This window comes from Actinotignum sp. UMB0459 (assembly GCF_051905915.1).
Taxonomy (GTDB): Bacteria; Actinomycetota; Actinomycetes; order Actinomycetales; family Actinomycetaceae; genus Actinotignum; species Actinotignum sanguinis.
Genome location: NZ_JBQAIK010000017.1, coordinates 1 through 17,000, shown reverse-complemented (window position 1 = coordinate 17,000; position 17,000 = coordinate 1). Strand labels below are relative to the sequence as shown.

Below are 17,000 nucleotides of genomic sequence, written 5' to 3'. Positions count from 1 at the left end.
GAAGAATTCCCTGGTCAGCGGCGCAGCAGATACCTCCTTCTCCTACGGCCGGGCCGGCGATGCCACCCTCGCGGGAGATTTCGACGGCGATGGCCGGGATACCCTCTCGATTCGCCGTGGCAATACCATCCACGTCAATAACTCCCTGGTGAGCGGAAACGCTGATTACGCCCTCCCGTATGGGCGGGTAAGCGATGATCTCTTCATCGGGGACTGGGACGGCAACGGTACTGACACCCCAACGGTGCGCCGCTAACATCCATATTTCTACCAACACAGGTGGGTGCCGGGACCGCGAGTTCCAGCACCCACCCGTCTCTCATCGGGCCGGATCGCAAAGTGGTACTGGAGCTACAACCAACCCCCGATTTTCTGTCGTGTAGTACCACTCTGTCAGGCCCGATGTTCTCCAGTACCACTACAACGGGCAAACGCGTCCTCAGCGCCGGCATGCCGGTAGCCTCACCCCACCGGTGGCCACCTCCCGACTGTGGCCCGCCCGCAAAATGTACGCCAGTGACATATTTAGCCCGGATTTATGTCAGGGACGTACATTTCACGAGATTAACGGTCCAAAACGCACGTTTTGTGCCCGGCTCGAGCAGGCGCTGCCAGAGTAAGCCAGAGCTAGACCCACCCGCACCCTCGGCTTACCGGACGCAATCGGATAGCACCTCGTGCAGGGCGTGACGTTCGTCGTCGTCGACCCGAAGCCCGTAGGCACGCTTGACCGCCACCTGCCGCGCGGCGTATTCGCACACAAAAGCCGGGTTATCCGGCAACCACTGCGCGGCGGTGGCGTGCCCCTTCTCCTTATTCGCCGTCCCGGAAACCGCGAGCAAATTGAGCGGGTCGGTGGCGAATTGCGCGCGCGTATCCGCGTCCCAGTCCTGCGCCCCGGCCCGCCACGCATCGTAAAGCGCGACAACGTGATCAATAGTCACCGCTTCGGGCGCGTGGGCACGGTCAAAGGAAATCTCCGTTCCGCTATACGGGTCGCGGAGGGTTCCAGTGGCGACGACGCAGCCTGGCGGCGTAGACTTCCCCACCCAGAAGGTGACTCCCGCGAGATCGCGGCGCAGCACCTCGTTACGCACCGTGCATCCGTCCCCATCGGTATCGGGCCAGCCATCTCCCAGGCCGAACTCGGCGCGCGAATAACCACGCCCGGAATCAGGGCGGCCCCCGGGGAGCTCGCTCAGGGCAGAAAGCGCCTCGGAAGCGGTGAGTTTGCCGCGGCTCGCGCTGCCGGTCCCGCCCGACTGCGGCGCGGAATCCGAATCAGCACGCCACAACTGGATCAGCGCCACCGCGAGGACCACCAGCAGCGCGGCGATCACGTTCCACATGCGCCGGTGCGGCGAAGGAGCAGCTGCGCCGGAGGCGCGCTCGGAAGCACCGGAGGCGCGGCCGCGGTTCCCAGAAGCACCGGAACGATGAGAAGCGCCGGGACGACCAATCGAAAAACGCATACATAACCTTTCGGGACACATGCCCGTGGCGGGCCTGCGCCTGCAAGGTAGCATAGTGAGGGACCTTGGCACAGTTACGACAATGAAGGAGTTATGAATGGCCCAGGCACTTGAGACCGATATGGTGAAGAAGTTTGCGGCGGATTTCGCGGCGGATCGCACCGCCCGCATCGTCCAGAACGCCGTCACCCAGACCTCGATTACGAAGGTCGCCCAGGATCGCGATGTTATTAACGCGATTGATCCGTCCATGTCGGTGAAGGTGGACACCTGGAAGGTGAATAACCAGAAGAAATCCGGGCGCTGCTGGCTTTTCTCCGGGCTTAGCTCGCTGAAGATGCTCGTCAATCGCGCCACCGGCCTGAAGAACTTCGAGTTCTCCCAGTCCTTCCAGCATTTCTACGACAAGCTGGAAAAGGCCAATTATTTCCTCACCTCCATGATTGAGCTGGCGGACCGCCCGGTTGATGACCGCACCGTGCACTACCTGCTTTCCGATCCCATCGGGGACGGCGGGCAGTGGAATATGTTCGTGGCCCTGGTGGACAAGTACGGGGCCTGCCCGAAGTTCGCGATGCCGGAAACGGAATCTTCCTCCAATACTCAGCTCATGAACCGCACCCTGGAAATGCTGCTGCGCCGCGCCGCCCACGATATTCGCGAGGCGGAAGCCGGTCAGCGTGAAGCCGTACGCGAAAAGTTCATGGAGCAGGTCTACCGGGTGCTGGCTATCCACCTGGGCACCCCGCCGGAAAGCTTTGTATGGCAGTACGAAGACGAGGAGGGGAACTTCCACCGCGAAGGGAAGATGACCCCGGTGGAATTCGCGCAGAAGTACCTGCCGGATCTGGATCAGTACGTGTGTATCGTCAATGATCCGCGTAATGAGTACGGCAAGCTCTACACCGTGGATCGCCTCGGCAATGTGGTGGGCGCCAAGCCGGTCACCTACCTGAATGTGCCCATCGAGGTTATCCGCGAAGCGACCATCGCCACCCTGAAGGATGGTCAGCCCGTGTGGATGGGGTGCGATACCGGCAAGCAGTCGGATCGCGAACGCGGTATTTGGGACGGCCAGCTTTACGATTACGAAGGTACCTACGGGATTGACCTGGCCATGTCCAAGGCTGATGAGCTCTACTACGGCGAAGCGATGATGACGCACGCCATGGTATTCACCGGCGTTGACCTGCGTGAAGACGGCAGCCCGCGCCGCTGGCGCATTGAAAACTCCTGGGGCGATGAGCACGCCGATAAGGGCTTCTGGACCATGAACGATTCCTGGTTCGACCAGCACGTTTTCGAAGTTGCGGTCACCAAGGATCGCCTCTCCGCCGAGCTGCTGGCCGCTCTGGACACCGAACCGGAAGTGCTGCCCGCCTGGGATCCGATGGGTTCGCTGGCCTAAACCGTGGAGTACGGCCGGTACGCACCCTCGCCGAGCGGGAACCTACACCTCGGGAATCTCCGCACCGCGCTCCTCGCCTGGGCTTTAGCCCGGCGCAGCGGGCGCGGCTTCCTCATGCGCGTGGAAGATATGGACGAACGGTCCCGCCCGCAGTTCCAAGAGCGCCAGCTCGCGGACCTGCGGGCCTTGGGGCTCACCTGGGACGGCCCGGTCCAGGTCCAATCCCACCGCATCGCGGGGTACGACGCCGCCTTCGCGTCCCTGTGGGAACGCGGACTGCTCTACGAGTGTTATTGCACCCGGCGTGATTTAGCCGACGCCGCCCGGGCGCCCCACGGGGCGCCCGGGATATACCCGGGGACCTGCCGGGATTTGAGTGCGGCCGGCCGGCGGGCCGGCCGCGCCAAACTCGCGGCGGTGGGCCGCCAGCCGGCCTTGCGGCTGCGCACCGAGGTGAAAGAATTGACCATCCACGATGAGGTGTGCGGGGAAGTGAGCGGCGTCGTCGACGATTTTGTGATTCGGCGCGGCGATGGTCGTTACGCCTACAATTTTGCCTCCGTGGTGGATGATGCGCTCGAGCGTATTACCCAGGTGACGCGCGGTGCGGATTTGGCGCCGTCCACGCCCCGGCAGGTGTATTTGCAGCGCTTGCTCGGGGCCCCCACTCCGGAGTACTGGCATGTGCCCATGGTTCTCAACCGGGAGGGCACGCGGCTGGCCAAACGCGACGGGGCCGTGACGATGCGGGCGCTCGCTGAATACGGCTGGAGTCCGGCCGATGTGCTGGCGCTCATCGGGCGTTCGCTGGGGTTGGAGGTGCGCACAGCCGCGGATTTCGCCGAGCAGTTGGATATGCGGGCATTGCGCCGCTGCGGGCCGTGGTACGTGGACGTAGCGGCGCTGGAATCGGGGCCGGCTGAATAAGCGGGCCGGTATAAGAGCGCGGGCGGTACCGAGCCGCCGGGCCGGCCTAGGTGTGCCGGCTAAAATCAGCCACCGGCGCGAATTCCGCGCGGGCCGCGGCCGCTAAATCAGCCGGTGCTAGGCGCACCGAGAGCCCGCGTTTCCCACCCGAGACCACCATCGTTTCGAGCTCGCGTGCGGAAGAATCAATAAAAATCGGGCTGCGGTGTTTTTGACCCAGCGGCGAAATACCCCCGGTCACGTAGCCGGTGAGTTTCTCGGCATCGTGCGGATCCATCATCGCGGCCTTTTTACCGCCGGCCGCCTTCGCCAGGGACTTGAGATTGAGCATGGCGGCAGCTGGCACCACCGCGCACACCGACTTGCCATCCACGCGCGCCAGCAGGGTTTTGAAAATAACGCGGGGATCCATCCCCAGCTCCGCGGCGGAATCGAGGGCGAATCCGTGTTCGTGATGCAAACTTTGTTCGTACTCAAGAATCGTGAACTCCACGCCGGTTTTCTCCAGGGCGAGGAGGGCCGGGGTTCCGGCCGGCTTGTTTTTCTTTGACGACATACGTCCAGGATAGTAGCCCTCATGTTCATATGGATGCACTACCATATTCCTACCGGGAGCCAGCCACCCGGAGACGGAGGAAACCGTGAGGAAACGCCAATTCGGCCGCCGGCATGATGACCAGCAGCGCGGCAGTGCCACCGGGGAAGATCCCACTATCGAATCCGAAGAAGAACTGAGCGGCGGATATGATTTCGGCGGCTACCAGCCGGGCCAGAGCTACTACCCACGCCGCCGGCTCTTCTGGCAGCGTGCCACCATTATCGGCATCGCTTTTGTTATTTCAATGGTCGCTCTCGTGGCCTATTTCCTGTAACGCCGGATAGGGCGCCGCGGAAGCGGCGCGGCGTCGTCGTCCTGAAACAGGGTAGTGAGGTACGACGGCGCCGCCGGGCACGGGCGCCCTAGGTCGGTTAAAGCCGGTCTGCCTGTGGGGGACACGCCGGCCGGGCAGATGCCTGTGGATAACATTTTTTCTCTCTCGACAAGCACCACTTTTATCAGCCACTATGGGAACACCGGTCCTCACCGGCCGGCGTCCGAAGCGCGGAACTCTCACCACCCGCGCGCCACCACCTACGTATTTCAGGGGGATGTATGGCTGTATCCACCGCACAATTGCGGGTCAGTAATGATTCCATTCTCACCGTTCGCGCGCTCGTCACCCAGGCCCAGGAGGATCTGCGCGCCCACCTCCATTCCACCATGGATCGCATCGCTGGCTGGCATGCCGGTTGGCGCGGTGCTGCTCCGGTGGCCTTCGCCGCCGCGCTGGAAGAATACCGCGCGGCAAGTGAAAAGTTGCTCGCGCTCCTGGCTGATTACGCAGTGCGCCTAGGCCGCGCGGATGCCACCGTTACCGAAACAGACACGGCCACCCGCGCGGATTTTTCCCGTATGGCCGCACTAGTTGGGGATCTGCCGGCGGCGTAACAGCGCCCGCGCCGGTGTTCCCACGCACTTATGGAAAGGATTGTCATGAGCGAACTTCGTGCACATTTTGGGGAACTTTCCGCGGGGGCAGCTGATATGGCTGCCCACGCTTCCCGCATCGAGGCGGTACTCGCGCAGCTAGATGCCCGTATCCGCGCCGCGATGGCGGATTGGGACGGGCAATCTCAGGCAGCTTACGAAGCCGCACAAATGCGGTGGCATGCCGCGGCCCGCTCCCTGAATGACATTTACGCGCGTATCGGCCAGCAGGTGGAATGCGCCTCGCAGAACTATCGCGCAGCTGACCGGGCGGTGGCGCGCCTCTTCGGATAGGGGGCGGCGGTTAGTTGCGGTTAGCTACGGCTAGCGGCTGTGCGCCGGTGGTAATTTTCTGCCCGCGTTTTCCGCATGCTCCACGTTCGTTACGCATGCACATTCGCCGTGTATGCAGATTCGCATGACTCTCTTTCAGCATGCATAAAAATAATATTGTGAAAGGACTCGTATCCACCATGGCAATAACCACGGGCCCGAAACCGACCCCATATGTGATTCGGGTATGTCTTGCTTTTCTCATGGTGTTCGCTTTGGCGGGCGCCGGTCTTTTCGGCGGTGCCGGAGCGCGTGCCGATTGGGATCATTCTGTTGGCCGCGGCATCGAAATTAAAGGGGTGAATATTGTTGGCCATCTTCGCCTCGGGCCGCATTACGCGGAAACACAATCAATTAACGGGGTGGCGGTGGAGGGTTATCCCATTTGGTGTATCCAAGCGAAATATGCTGATCCCGGTCCCGGGGAGATGATCGATATTACGACCCTTACCGAATCCCGAGCGCTCGGCCCGGGAGAGTTGCAGCTGAGCACCGCGCAAATGGCCTGGCTGCTCAACCGCTATGAAGGAAATACCACGGACGACCTCAACCTAGCTGCGCTGAGCTACCTCATCCACGTTAATTTCGAAAAGGAATACCCGGGGCGTCCGGGGCGCGCTCAAGAGACCGTGAACGAGCTGGTGCAGGCGGTGCGTACCCAGCGTCCCGATATTGAGGAGCGGGCCCAAAGCTACGTGCGGGAAGCGCGCGCCAGCGCCGCCGTCGGCTACGTGAGCGGAATCGTGGAAGGCGAAGGGGAGCGCAGCGGTGCGATCCGCGGCATCGGCGTGCACCCGGATAATTCCGAGGCGTGGCTGCCCGGGATCCCCGTGGCTATTACCCTCAGCGGCCCGGCAGTTTTTGACGCGAGCGGTAGCGCAACCTGGAGCGGGGTGACCGATAGCAAGCCGCTGGAGCTGGCGTGGTCGGCCACCGGGAATGGCCAGGTGAGCTATACGGCTGTTTTCGATACCCCGGTTCGCACCACCCTGACTATTTTCGGGGCCGATGGCACCGTTCAAGACACCATCACCTACGGCCACCGCCCGGTCAGCGATCCCCTCACCCGCAATGTTCCGGGGCGCACCTGGGAAGTTATTTATGATTTCCAGCCGCTGGGAACCTCGAAGGTAAGCACCCGCCCTATTAATACCGATGGCGTTATTCGCGATACTCTCACCACCGCCGTCAAGGAGGATTACGGGGACGGAAAATGGACCCAGGTGAAGGGGAAAAATGTGCCCGTCACCTACCGGGCCACCGCCTATTGGGCAGGGCGCACCTCCCCGCAACGCAGCGATACCGTCCCTGAAGGAGCCGAGGTTCTGGGATCGGTCACGGTCCAAGCTAAGGGCCCGGGGGAGACGCTCACCGCGGAACTTTCCACCCCCAAACGCGGTTTCGTCACCTGGGTGTGGGAGGTGCGTAAAAACGAGCAGGGGGAGAACTCCCGCTATATTCACGCGGACTGGGCTGATAGTTACGCCCTTCCGGAAGAAACCTCCCGGGAAGAATTCCCCTTCCGGCCTCTCGGGATATCCCACGTGGCCGATGCGAAAGTGGTAGATACCGGCACGGTCCTCAGCGATACTTTCGTGGCCCGCGCGGATGAGAATTTCCGAGATGGGGAGTGGAGCCGCCGCCCGGGAACCAATGGTTCTTTTGAAGACGGTCCCTTTATTCCGGTTACGTACCGGGCCACCGCGTGGTATGTGTCTCCCACGGCCATTCCCGAGCCGGGTGTGGTCCCGGCTAGCTCAGAAAAAATTGGCTCCGTGACAGTGGTGGCCGAAGGCCCGGGCCCGATCCGCGCAGAATTGAGCGAACCAGTGAGCAAGCCTGGAATGTACACCTGGGTGTGGGAAGTCCTCGAGGAGGACCAACCAGCCGAGTTCGCACCCTGGATTGAGAGCGGCTGGTCGGATACTTTCGGGCTGGCCGATGAAACAACATCGGTGCGCTATCCCGGGAAGATTGATTCGGCTCTCTCGATTCGCCAAACGAAGTCCGGAACTTACCTGGTTGATGACGTCTGGGTGAGCGGCCTGCCCGCCAACCATCCCGATTTCACCGGCGGAGTCGGATTTGGGGCTGATACTCAGACGTTAACCCACACCCTGCTCTTCTTCCCGGAAGGCCAGGCCGTAACCGATGAGAACCGCGCGGCCGCCCGCCAGATTGGGCAACCGGTGGTACTTCCCGCCCGCAACGGTTTCTACCCGAGTGTGGGCGATCCGTCCTGGATCATGGAGCAGGATGCGGCCGGGGAGAACCTGCCGGGTACTTACGTGGTGGTTTCCGATTTCGCGGGGGATGATCGGGCGGCTCCGCTGGCCACCAGCGTGACCGATGTGACCGAGCAGTTCACGGTGACCCGCGAACCGTCCCTTCACACCACCATGCACCATGAAGACACCCATATTGCGCCCAATACCGGTACCGTCACCCTGGTGGATACCGTGTCCTACCAGCACCTGATTCCCGGAAAGGAATACGAGGTCCACGGGGCACTCCTGGATCCGACCAGCGGTCAGCCGCTGCGCGATGCCAGCGGGAGCGCGCTCACCGGCACCAGCCGTTTCGTGCCCGAGCACCCCAACGGTAGCGTGGAGGTGGTTTTTGAGGTCGACGCCGCAACTCTGGCCGGCACCAAGGTGGTGGCCACGGAAACTCTGCGCCAGGACGGCCGGGATATTGCGATCCATGCTGACCTGAACGATACCAACCAGACGGTGACCTTCACACGCTTGGCCACCCGTGCCCGGGATGGCGCTGCGAGTGCTGCTGATCATGCCGGCGGCGATCAGACTCTGAGCGCCACCGCGGATGCGGTGATTATCGATGAGGTATGTGAACTCAGCGGAGCGCTTATCCCCGGGGAGGCCTACCGGATTGAAACGGCTGCCATGTTCCCCGATGGCACGCCGGTGCTCGGGAAGGACGGTGCCCCGGTACGCACAGTCAGCGATTTCATTCCCGGTTCGCCTAGCGAATGCGCCCGCATTAAGCTCGGCTTTGATGCGAGCGGCTTAGCTGGCCGCGAGGTGGTTCTATTCGAATGGGTGTACCTGGGCGACCGGCTCATTTCCGAGCACACCGATCCGCTCGATAGTGAACAAACGGTTCGTTTCGAAGAACCGCCGGTACCTCCGACGACACCGCCCGCTACGCCACCGGCCACCCCGCCCACCACTCCGCCGGCCACGCCCCCCGCGCCTCCGGAGCTGCAACGCACCGGTGCCGCGCTCGCGGGCTGGCTCCTGGCTGGGCTCACCGCGCTCGCCGGAGGCTTGACCTTGCGCTACCGGGCCAATTCCCGCTCCAGCGCTACCCGCTAAAGGCGGGGTAACCAGCTACCAACTATTCCCAACGTATGTCACTCACAGTCCGGGCCGGGGAGGAAGAATCTTCTCCCCGGCCCGGGCTTGTGCATGCGCGAATAATGAGCATGCGGCGGGTCATGGGCGATGTCGGGTGCAGGCAGCAATATCGGTTCGGGTAGTGCCCTGTGGATCGGTGCAGAGCGCATCCACGGAGAGAAGAGTGGCCGGATTGGGAAGGAGGATGCGCCAGGCGGGCGGGAGCTCAAGCGGAGTGATGTTTTCCCAGTTCGCGGCTCGGCGCAGCCGGTCAAGATCGGTGATGGCTACCGGGGTGCTTCCCTGTAGCAGGGTGGCACTCCCCGCATCCGTGCTGGCCACGAGCGCAGCACCAGCGTGCGATAGCGGGGATTCAGGTACGTGCACCAAGAACGAGTGTCCCGCGTGGAAAGCCGCGCATACCCGGGCGGAGCCGGGATCCGCGGTTTCGGTAGCCGCGCCGGCAGCCGGGTCGGTGAGCGCGGTGAGATCAGCGGGCCAGCCGGCTCCGGGGCCGGTTTCGCGGAAGTTGAGATGGGCACGAGCTGCCGGATCGAGGGCATACACTCGCGCCCGGGCACTTTGCTCGGAGAGTCGATACAGGTGGAACGCGGTGGGGGAGAGCGGTTCGAGCACGCCGCCCGAACTGATCTGGAACCAGGTGCGGGTGCCGGCACTGTCAGCAAAAGCAACCAGGTCACCGACCCGCGCCTCCCCGATACCGGGAAGATACCCGGCCGGCTCACCAACGGCGGGTACCTGGAGCGGCGTGAGAGGCGGCCCTTCCGCCCAGAGTTCCACCCACGCAGGCGGCGCCTCAAACACAGGTAAGCCCGGAAATTCACTACGGAAAGCCGCTTCTGGAATGTACACCCGGTAGCGCTGGCCAGTAGCAATGAGCCACAAACTTCCCGGTGTTCGTACCAGCACCGCGCCCCGATATTCCGGGAGCGGAGCTGAGGCCGCCAGGGATAACGGCGTGGCCGTGCCCTGCATATTTTCTTTGTCGTCCTCCCGTGAAGCTGTAACAGTTGCGGGGCAAGCCACCAGCCACGGGTCACGCAGCTCGGCTGCGCTCGGTAAAGAATCGGGGGCGCCCGGAATTCCCACGGGCACCCCGCGCGGTACATCTGCGAGCCGGGAAGCTGGGAGCGCATGGGTTTCCAGCCCTTCGGGGTACAAAAGGTAAGCGGCAGCCAGGGTGGTGAGGGGATGGAGAATTCCACCGGAACTGAGATAACGTGCCCCGCTATCCGTGGCGATCACAATCGCGCCATCTTCCCAACCGTCAGGAAGCTGCGGGGAGAGCACCCGCGCTGCACCGGTACCAGCCGCGGTTACGAGGGCAAGCCCAAGAGCTCCGGCTAGGCCAGCTAATCCGGGGCGGGGAGCTTCCTCATGAGCCGGCAGCCCCCACCATAACGCGCCCGCGATGCCGCGGCGCCGGAAACGGCGGGAGCTCACAATAGTGCGCGCGTTTACCATGGGCTGACCGCAATAACTATCCCGACTCCGAGCAGCGCGGTGAGAGCCTGCTCAGCGATCTCCACTCGCCGGGTGAGAAGAAGCTGAGCCTCGGAACGCTCGCCGCGGCCCCGATCCTCGGTAGCTTCCAGGGTCTCCGAGGCTTCCCGGTGGCTCCCATACTCGAGGAAAAGAGCGGGAATACTCACCAGCGCTGGAGCTACCAGGCTCGCAAGAAGACCCGGTGCTGCGTACGTTGCCGGATTCCGCATGGCCAACACGCAGAGCTCCATAAAAAGAAAAAGGAAGAAAGCAAGCCGAAGTACAAACGCGGCGTCGGCGCGCATAGTTATGGCACGCAGCCCGAGCACAGTTACTCCCGTGCAACATATGGCCGCGCTGAGAATATCCGGGCGGTAGGCCAGCGGTAGCAGCGCGGCGATCACGAAGACGGCGCCGGCTTCGCAGCCCAGGGCGCGCAGGGCGAGGATGCGGGCCCAGTTTTCCGTACTGTGCTCCGCGGGTGATTCCGCTATACCGGTGGCGGGTATTTCCGGCGGGGGCGCGCTCAACCGCAAGACAAGCGGCGCAATCAGGCGGGCCGTGCAGACCAGGGCCACCACGATCACGAGGGCGGCCGGTTCGGCAAGCCGGGCGTCGAGCAGGGCGCTGCCACCCCAACCCAGCAAAGCAAGTGCCCAGGGCAGCAGCATACTGCGGCTACCCGGCACGGGGACTACCACCCGGGCGAGCAGCGCGATGAGGAGAAGAACAATTCCAGCTGCTATCCCGCGTAGTCCCACGCCAGTTCCCGCCTCTGGTACTACCAGCGGGGCGGCACGCCACCCACAGGCGGCTCCCGCCCAGCCACTGGCTGCGAGCGGTGCTACCACCACCAGCTGTGCCCGTGCGCTCGCGCTCGGGCCTTCTCGCCGGCGAGCATGCGCCCAATTCATGCGGGCAAGACCGAGAAAAACGAGCGCAAGGCTGGCTAGGACGGGAAGTGCGAGCGCGTGGGGAAGCGGAGCCAGGGCGCTATATCCGGCCAGGCCCAGTCCTGCTACCGCAGCTGTTCCGGTAGCGCAGATACGGATCGTAGCCGGAGCAAGTTCGCCGCGCTCGGTCAGGGTGGAATGGCGGATACAGCTGAGAACCGGGTCGCTGCGCGGGGGCGTGGGCGGCGCGGGTCCGTCAATAAAAAGGCAGATTCCGGGGGAGAGCTGGTCGGCCGCCGGCAGGCTCGGATCCAGGCGTCTCCCGGTGGCGGTACGAACCGTCCAGCTGGGAGCCGCGAAATCCGGGGCGAGGAGGCGCAGCACCTCGGGAATGAGCGCGGTTAATGAGAGCGAACTGGCCAGCTCGAATTCGCCGCGCCGGCCCGCGCAATGCGCGCAGACGGGAATCGCGGTATCCACCGGTCGCGCGCCGCGTATTTCTTCGAGCTCTCCGGCCATATGCTCTCCTTTCTGCGCTGTTACTGATCCCGGTTATTCGCCTGCGTTCTCGCCACCTCGCACCCTCGCCCTCGGCACCCGGAAGCCTGCTCGGACGGCCGCAGGTGCGCGGGGTGAGGGCACGGTATCAAGAAGGCCGCAATCTGACCAGAGCTCATCCACAGGCCAGAGAGTTATCCACAAGCCCAGCTGGCCCGTTGCGAGAGAAATGCGTCGTCGTACCGAAGCTGTGGATAGCGCCTCGCCAAGAATCCATAGCCCCGCTAGGGTGTGCCGGAAGGAGAGCGCGCTCGCGAAAGGAGGAATCCATGGAGGCCCTGTGTATTCCCGCGCCACCCGCGTGTTATCACGGCAGTGGGCAGAAAATGAATGCCGTCATGTTCCTCCCCGCGCTGCTATCCGTGGTGATGCTCGTGATTCTCACGTCCACTACCCGGCGCTCTCCCCACCTGCTTCTCTTCATGGTCACGTTGGGGTTCCTCATGCTCGCGCTCGCGCTGCTCAACGTGGGCCTGGGGCTGCGGCGCACCGCCGGGGAACGCGACGGAGCGCGGCGCGATTACCTCGCCGCCCTGGCCAGGTGCGAAGCCGAAGCCGAGCGCATACTGGAGGCTTGTGTTCGCGAGGAAACGCAACGCTATCCTGCCCCGCCTGTGCTCCCACTGCGCCTGGGCCGCAGCAAGCCAGCGCCACCGGGACCGATCCGGGTGGGGCAGGCGTTGCTCGCACCGCCGTATACCGTCAAGCTTGCGGAGGATCCACCCGGGGAGCGCGACGACGCCGCCCGCAGGGCGCGGGACCGCTGTGCCACGGAGGTGCAGCGCCCGATCCCCGGCCCCGCACTCCTCGACCTGCCCTCGTATTCCACCGTGACGGTGGAGGGGGATGCGGCCTGGGCCTGGGCGCGGGCCCTCCTCTGCCAGCTCGCGGCGAGCATTACGCCTGGTGATCTCGCTATTACCCCGGGGGAGCACGTGCCCGCGGCCGAGGCGGGTTGGCTCAGTTGGCTGCCCCCGTACGCCGTCTCGGAGCCGGGGCTCGGAAAGGTCATATACCTTATTATTAAGGGGTCTTTCGGGGAGCCTGATTGCCCAGGTTCCTCTTCCCACTTCACTTTGCATTTCCGGGAAAAATCCGAGCGCGAAAAATCGCATCCGGAAGAAGCTGGTCTGCCTGATCAACCCCGCGCGCTCGCACGCGATTGGCCGGTGCAGCGCGAGCCGGGTACGCTCCCCGAACCCGGCAGTCTCGTTGTGCTTGTGGATTATCCGGCCGGCGCCGAGCCAGCACATCTCAGCCTCGCCGATAGCGCCGGGGTGCGCCGGGGCATTCCCGATCTGCTCGACCTGGACGGAGCTGCCTACTGTGCCCGGGGGCTCTACCGGGCTCGCGGCTCGGCTTCGCAGGATTCCACTAGCGCGCAGGGTTTTGCGAAGCTGCTCGGATTGTCATCCCTCACGCCGCCTTCGCCAACTCACCGCACGGACTCCCCGCTGCGCGTGCCGCTCGGGCTCGACCCGCAGGGCGCCCCGGTGTGGCTCGATCTCAACGAGGCCGCGGCCGGTGGGATGGGCCCGCACGGTCTGCTCGTGGGCGCAACCGGCTCCGGGAAGTCGGAGTTGTTGCGTACGCTCCTCCTCGGGCTCTGCCTCACCCATTCACCCGAACAGCTCAACCTGGTCCTCATCGATTACAAGGGCGGGGCGAGTTTCCATCCTTTTGCCGAGCTGCCCCACACCGCGGCCCTGGTCACCAACCTGGAACGCGATAGCTCCCTGAGCGAGCGCATGGAGGAAACTCTGCGCGGGGAAATGAATCGCCGCCAACACCTGCTTGCTGAGCATGGCCAGCACTCCCACCTGGGAGAATACGAGGCGGCGCGCGCTCGCGGTGCCCACAGCGGCCCGCTTCTTGCGCCACTCCTTATTATTATTGACGAATTCGCCGAGCTCCTCAGCGACCACCCCGACCTCATCGACACCATCGTGGCTATTGGGCGCCTGGGCCGCTCGCTCGGCATCCACCTGCTGCTCGCCACCCAGCGCCTGGACGAAGGCCGGTTGCGCGGCCTGGATTCGCACCTGTCCTACCGGATCGCGCTGCGCACTTTTTCCGAGTACGAATCCCGCGCGGTGATCGGCACCCCGGATGCCGCCCACCTCCCGCCCCAGCCCGGTTGCGGTTTCCTTGCCTGCGGCGGCGCGCCGCAACGCTTCACCGGGTTTTATGTTTCTGCGCCGCTCGCGGCCCGCCCGGCTCAGGTTCCCGCGGTACGACGACGCAGCTCCGGGCCGCCAGCCACTCCTCCCATTAATGCCGTTCCCGGACTGGGCGCTGTTCAGAACGGACCATCCGCACTCGCCGCGGCACTCGAACCCCTGCGGGGGATCGGGCCGCGGGCCCACCCGATTTGGTTGGAGCCGCTGACTCGCCCGCGTCACCTCACCGAGCTCATCGCGGTGCGTACCTCAGCCCGGTTTGGGATATATGCGCCGAGCCAGCGCGCCACCCCGCTCCGGCTCACGCTCGGCGAACGCGATCTTCCGCTGCTCCAACGCCGCGAAGCGCTCCATATTGATCTCGCGGATTCTCATCTTTTGGTGCTCGGTGCACCGGGAGCAGGATGTGATGAAGCGCTGCGGACCATTGCCGGGGCCATCGCGCTGGGATTTACCCCGGCCGAAGCGCACTACGCCCTGTGCGATGCTTCGGGGTCGGAACTTACCGCGCTTATTAATGTGCCGCATATATGTTTCCGGGTAGATCATTCCGAGCCGGAGCGAATGCGCGCCGGATTGGTCGAGCTGAGGAACGTACTTCGCGCTCGCGAAGCCGCGCGCAGCGGGGAAGCGCCCAGCTCTGATCCTTTCGGAGAAATATTTATTTTCCTGCGCGGTTGGTCGGCGCTACGGGCACGCCCTGAGGTGGACGAGGCCTTAACCGAACTCATCGAGCGCGGTCCGGCCAGCCGCATCCACATTATTACCACGGCAGCTCGCCCCACCGAGATCCCCGCGCACCTGCGCGATTTCTTCACTACCCGGCTGGAGCTGCGCCTGGCTGATCCCTATGACTCCCATGCCCCGCACCGGCGGGCCGCCACGGTGCCGGTGGGCTGCCCGGGCCGGGGGATAACTCCCGCCGGGGAACATTTTTTGCTCGCCACCACCCAGCCGCCCCCGGACTCACCCGGCCTCGGCAGGGGCGATCTCCTCGCCGAGATCCGCGCGGCTTGGTCCGGGCCGCCCGCACCCCAATTGTGGGAACTACCCGCCAACTTCACCTACCAGGAATTACTCGCGGGAGGTTCTCGCCACAAGCCTTCGCTACAGTCGCTGCAGCTGGGATTGAGCGCCCGGCATCGCGGGCCGGCCCTCCTCGATCTTGCCGCTACCGGGCACGCTCTTATTATTGGTGAGGCAGGTTCGGGAAAAACCGCGGTGCTGCGCCTCCTCGCCCGGCAATTCGCGCACGTATCCCCGCTCCCGCGGCTTTTCCTTATCGACCCGCATGGCCACTTGCGCACGTGCCTCCCGCCTGAACTCATCGCGGGAAGTTACCGCAGTGCCGCGCAGGCCCGGGCGGATATGGAAGCCCTCGCCCAGGTGCTCGCCGCTCGTCGCACCCAAGCGCACAGCATGGCGGATCGGCCCCACACTCCAGGCACAGCGGGCCGCATCGAGTCCGCATCGCCACCAGTTTCGTCACCCGTGCCGATTATTGTCATGGTGGATGATGCCGAGCTTCTCGATCCGCAAAGTTTTCCGCTCGCACCCCTCGCCGAGGTATTCGTGGATGCTGCGGAACTCGGGTGGCACCTTATCTTGGTCACCGCGGAACCGGCGCACCTCAGCCATCTCCCGCTGTGGCGGCGGCTACTGGCCACCTCCCCGGCGGTCTTCCTGCTTTCCGGAGATTTTCGTTATCGCGGTGTGAGTTCCCGCCGTGATATTCCGGGCCGAGCCCAGCTCGTGATCGGCTCGGCAGTAGATACCGTACAGATTGCGTGGACCCCGCCTGCACCGAAAAACCCGCGGGCTAACGTTGGCAGCCCGGGCACCAGAAGAGGCGCCGCCCCGCCATGAGTTCCTCCCGGATAATTGCGCCGCAGCGCACGCACGGGCGGCCGGTGCGGTGATACACCGCGAAACGTGAGAGCTCCGGATCCCCTTCGGGAATCGGGTCGGGCTGGAATTCGGGCGGGATCGTCACAATAATCCCGGAATCCACATCGCGGCCCATGCACAGCACCAGGTCATCCCACAGCTCGCGATACCGGGATTCGGAAACCTTATTAGCCGGCCGCAGCGGGGAAATCCCGGTGCGCCACAAACAATCAGCCCGATAAATATTGCCCGGGCCCGCCACAACAGCCTGGTCCATCACCACCTGGCCGGCCGGGATTTTCCGGCGGCGCGCCCCGGCCACGAACCGCTGCCGGTCGCCCTCCTCATTGCGAATAGGATCGGGGCCGAGCCGCGCAATCACCCCCAGGACTTCCTCCCCGCTGAGAATCTCACAGCGGGCAGGGCCGGTGAGCTGGGCAACCGCCTCCGGCCCGGCGAGGCGCAAGCGAGTTGTCGGCGTCGTCGCCAATTCTCCCAGGACTTGGATATTGTCCTCCGGTAGACCATCGCGACCACCCGTCGGCACCTCTACCAGGCGCGTGGTGCCATCTTGCCCGCCATCAATGGTTTTGCGCATCCCCGAATCTTCGGTGGGGCTCACCCGAATCCCGGCGCCGTGCAAACCGGCCACCCCCGGCCCCGCAAAAGCCCATTTTCCGTAAAGGCCCAAATGAATATGGAGCCAGGTGGCCTGCGGGTCGCCAAGCTCAACGGCAGGAATACCACCCGCCGCGGCTTGTTCGGAAGTGGAAAGGAAAGGCCAGAAAAGATGCTTGCCCCAGGCATGAGCCTGCCCGGCGCGCAATCCGTCCAGCAGGGCCGCACCTTCAGCGAAACGCCCCTGCGGGGAACTGGCGGCCACGGCGCCCCCGCCAAAAAGCGCCGTGAGAATACGTCCGTGACGATGAATAGCGTGACCTTCCGGCAC

The 17,000-nt window shown here is 64.2% G+C and carries 13 protein-coding genes; 8 read left to right on the top strand and 5 right to left on the bottom strand.

Annotated elements, in window-relative coordinates:
- On the top strand, positions 1 to 256 hold a 256-nt coding region (locus ACTFPK_RS06250; RefSeq protein ID WP_439911324.1), incomplete at its 5' end, for a hypothetical protein.
- Positions 257 to 650: 394 nt separating this feature from the next.
- Here ACTFPK_RS06250 and ACTFPK_RS06245 read toward each other — a convergent pair.
- Positions 651 to 1,472: an HNH endonuclease family protein gene (locus ACTFPK_RS06245; RefSeq protein ID WP_284898643.1), complete on the bottom strand. Its 822-nt coding sequence runs from the start codon at positions 1,470 to 1,472 to the stop codon at positions 651 to 653.
- Positions 1,473 to 1,569: 97 nt separating this feature from the next.
- On the opposite strand from ACTFPK_RS06245, the gene ACTFPK_RS06240 reads away from it, so the two are divergent.
- Positions 1,570 to 2,880 carry an aminopeptidase C gene (locus ACTFPK_RS06240; RefSeq protein WP_284898641.1) on the top strand — a complete coding sequence of 437 codons (1,311 nt, stop codon included), beginning with the start codon at positions 1,570 to 1,572 and terminating at the stop codon, positions 2,878 to 2,880.
- Between the two features lie 3 nt (positions 2,881 to 2,883).
- Positions 2,884 to 3,807, top strand: a complete 924-nt coding sequence (gene gluQRS / locus ACTFPK_RS06235) for a tRNA glutamyl-Q(34) synthetase GluQRS (RefSeq protein ID WP_284898640.1) — start codon at positions 2,884 to 2,886, stop codon at positions 3,805 to 3,807.
- Between the two features lie 46 nt (positions 3,808 to 3,853).
- On the opposite strand, the gene ybaK is transcribed toward gluQRS, so the two are convergent.
- Positions 3,854 to 4,363: a Cys-tRNA(Pro) deacylase gene (gene ybaK, locus ACTFPK_RS06230; RefSeq protein ID WP_284898639.1), complete on the bottom strand. Its 510-nt coding sequence runs from the start codon at positions 4,361 to 4,363 to the stop codon at positions 3,854 to 3,856.
- Positions 4,364 to 4,448: 85 nt separating this feature from the next.
- Between ybaK and ACTFPK_RS06225 the strand changes: the two genes are divergently transcribed.
- From ACTFPK_RS06225 to ACTFPK_RS06210, 4 genes are all read left to right on the top strand, one after another.
- Entirely contained in the window at positions 4,449 to 4,679 is a 231-nt protein-coding gene (locus tag ACTFPK_RS06225) for a hypothetical protein (protein WP_016441840.1), read from the top strand.
- A gap of 281 nt (positions 4,680 to 4,960) precedes the next feature.
- A complete protein-coding gene (locus tag ACTFPK_RS06220; protein ID WP_016441839.1) occupies positions 4,961 to 5,296 on the top strand; it encodes a WXG100 family type VII secretion target in 336 nt (111 codons plus the stop codon).
- 45 nt (positions 5,297 to 5,341) lie between these two features.
- Complete coding sequence (locus tag ACTFPK_RS06215) at positions 5,342 to 5,629, top strand: WXG100 family type VII secretion target (RefSeq protein ID WP_016441838.1); 288 nt, start codon at positions 5,342 to 5,344, stop codon at positions 5,627 to 5,629.
- 158 nt (positions 5,630 to 5,787) lie between these two features.
- Complete coding sequence (locus ACTFPK_RS06210) at positions 5,788 to 9,006, top strand: VaFE repeat-containing surface-anchored protein (protein WP_394532493.1); 3,219 nt, start codon at positions 5,788 to 5,790, stop codon at positions 9,004 to 9,006.
- Between the two features lie 120 nt (positions 9,007 to 9,126).
- Here ACTFPK_RS06210 and ACTFPK_RS06205 read toward each other — a convergent pair whose 3' ends face one another.
- On the bottom strand, positions 9,127 to 10,512 hold the full coding sequence (locus ACTFPK_RS06205; protein ID WP_439911322.1) for a type VII secretion protein EccB: 1,386 nt from the start codon (positions 10,510 to 10,512) through the stop codon (positions 9,127 to 9,129).
- The gene (locus ACTFPK_RS06200; protein WP_435730990.1) at positions 10,506 to 11,945 is read right to left on the bottom strand and encodes a hypothetical protein; all 1,440 of its coding nucleotides are present in this window, start codon (positions 11,943 to 11,945) and stop codon (positions 10,506 to 10,508) included. Before ACTFPK_RS06200 ends, ACTFPK_RS06205 begins: the two co-directional genes overlap by 7 nt.
- A gap of 308 nt (positions 11,946 to 12,253) precedes the next feature.
- Between ACTFPK_RS06200 and ACTFPK_RS06195 the strand changes: the two genes are divergently transcribed.
- A complete protein-coding gene (locus tag ACTFPK_RS06195) occupies positions 12,254 to 16,030 on the top strand; it encodes an FtsK/SpoIIIE domain-containing protein (RefSeq protein WP_394532497.1) in 3,777 nt (1,258 codons plus the stop codon).
- Here ACTFPK_RS06195 and ACTFPK_RS06190 read toward each other — a convergent pair.
- Positions 15,984 to 17,000, bottom strand: a 1,017-nt coding sequence (locus ACTFPK_RS06190; protein ID WP_439911321.1) for an Fpg/Nei family DNA glycosylase, incomplete at its 5' end; no start/stop codon positions are given. The genes ACTFPK_RS06195 and ACTFPK_RS06190 overlap by 47 nt on opposite strands.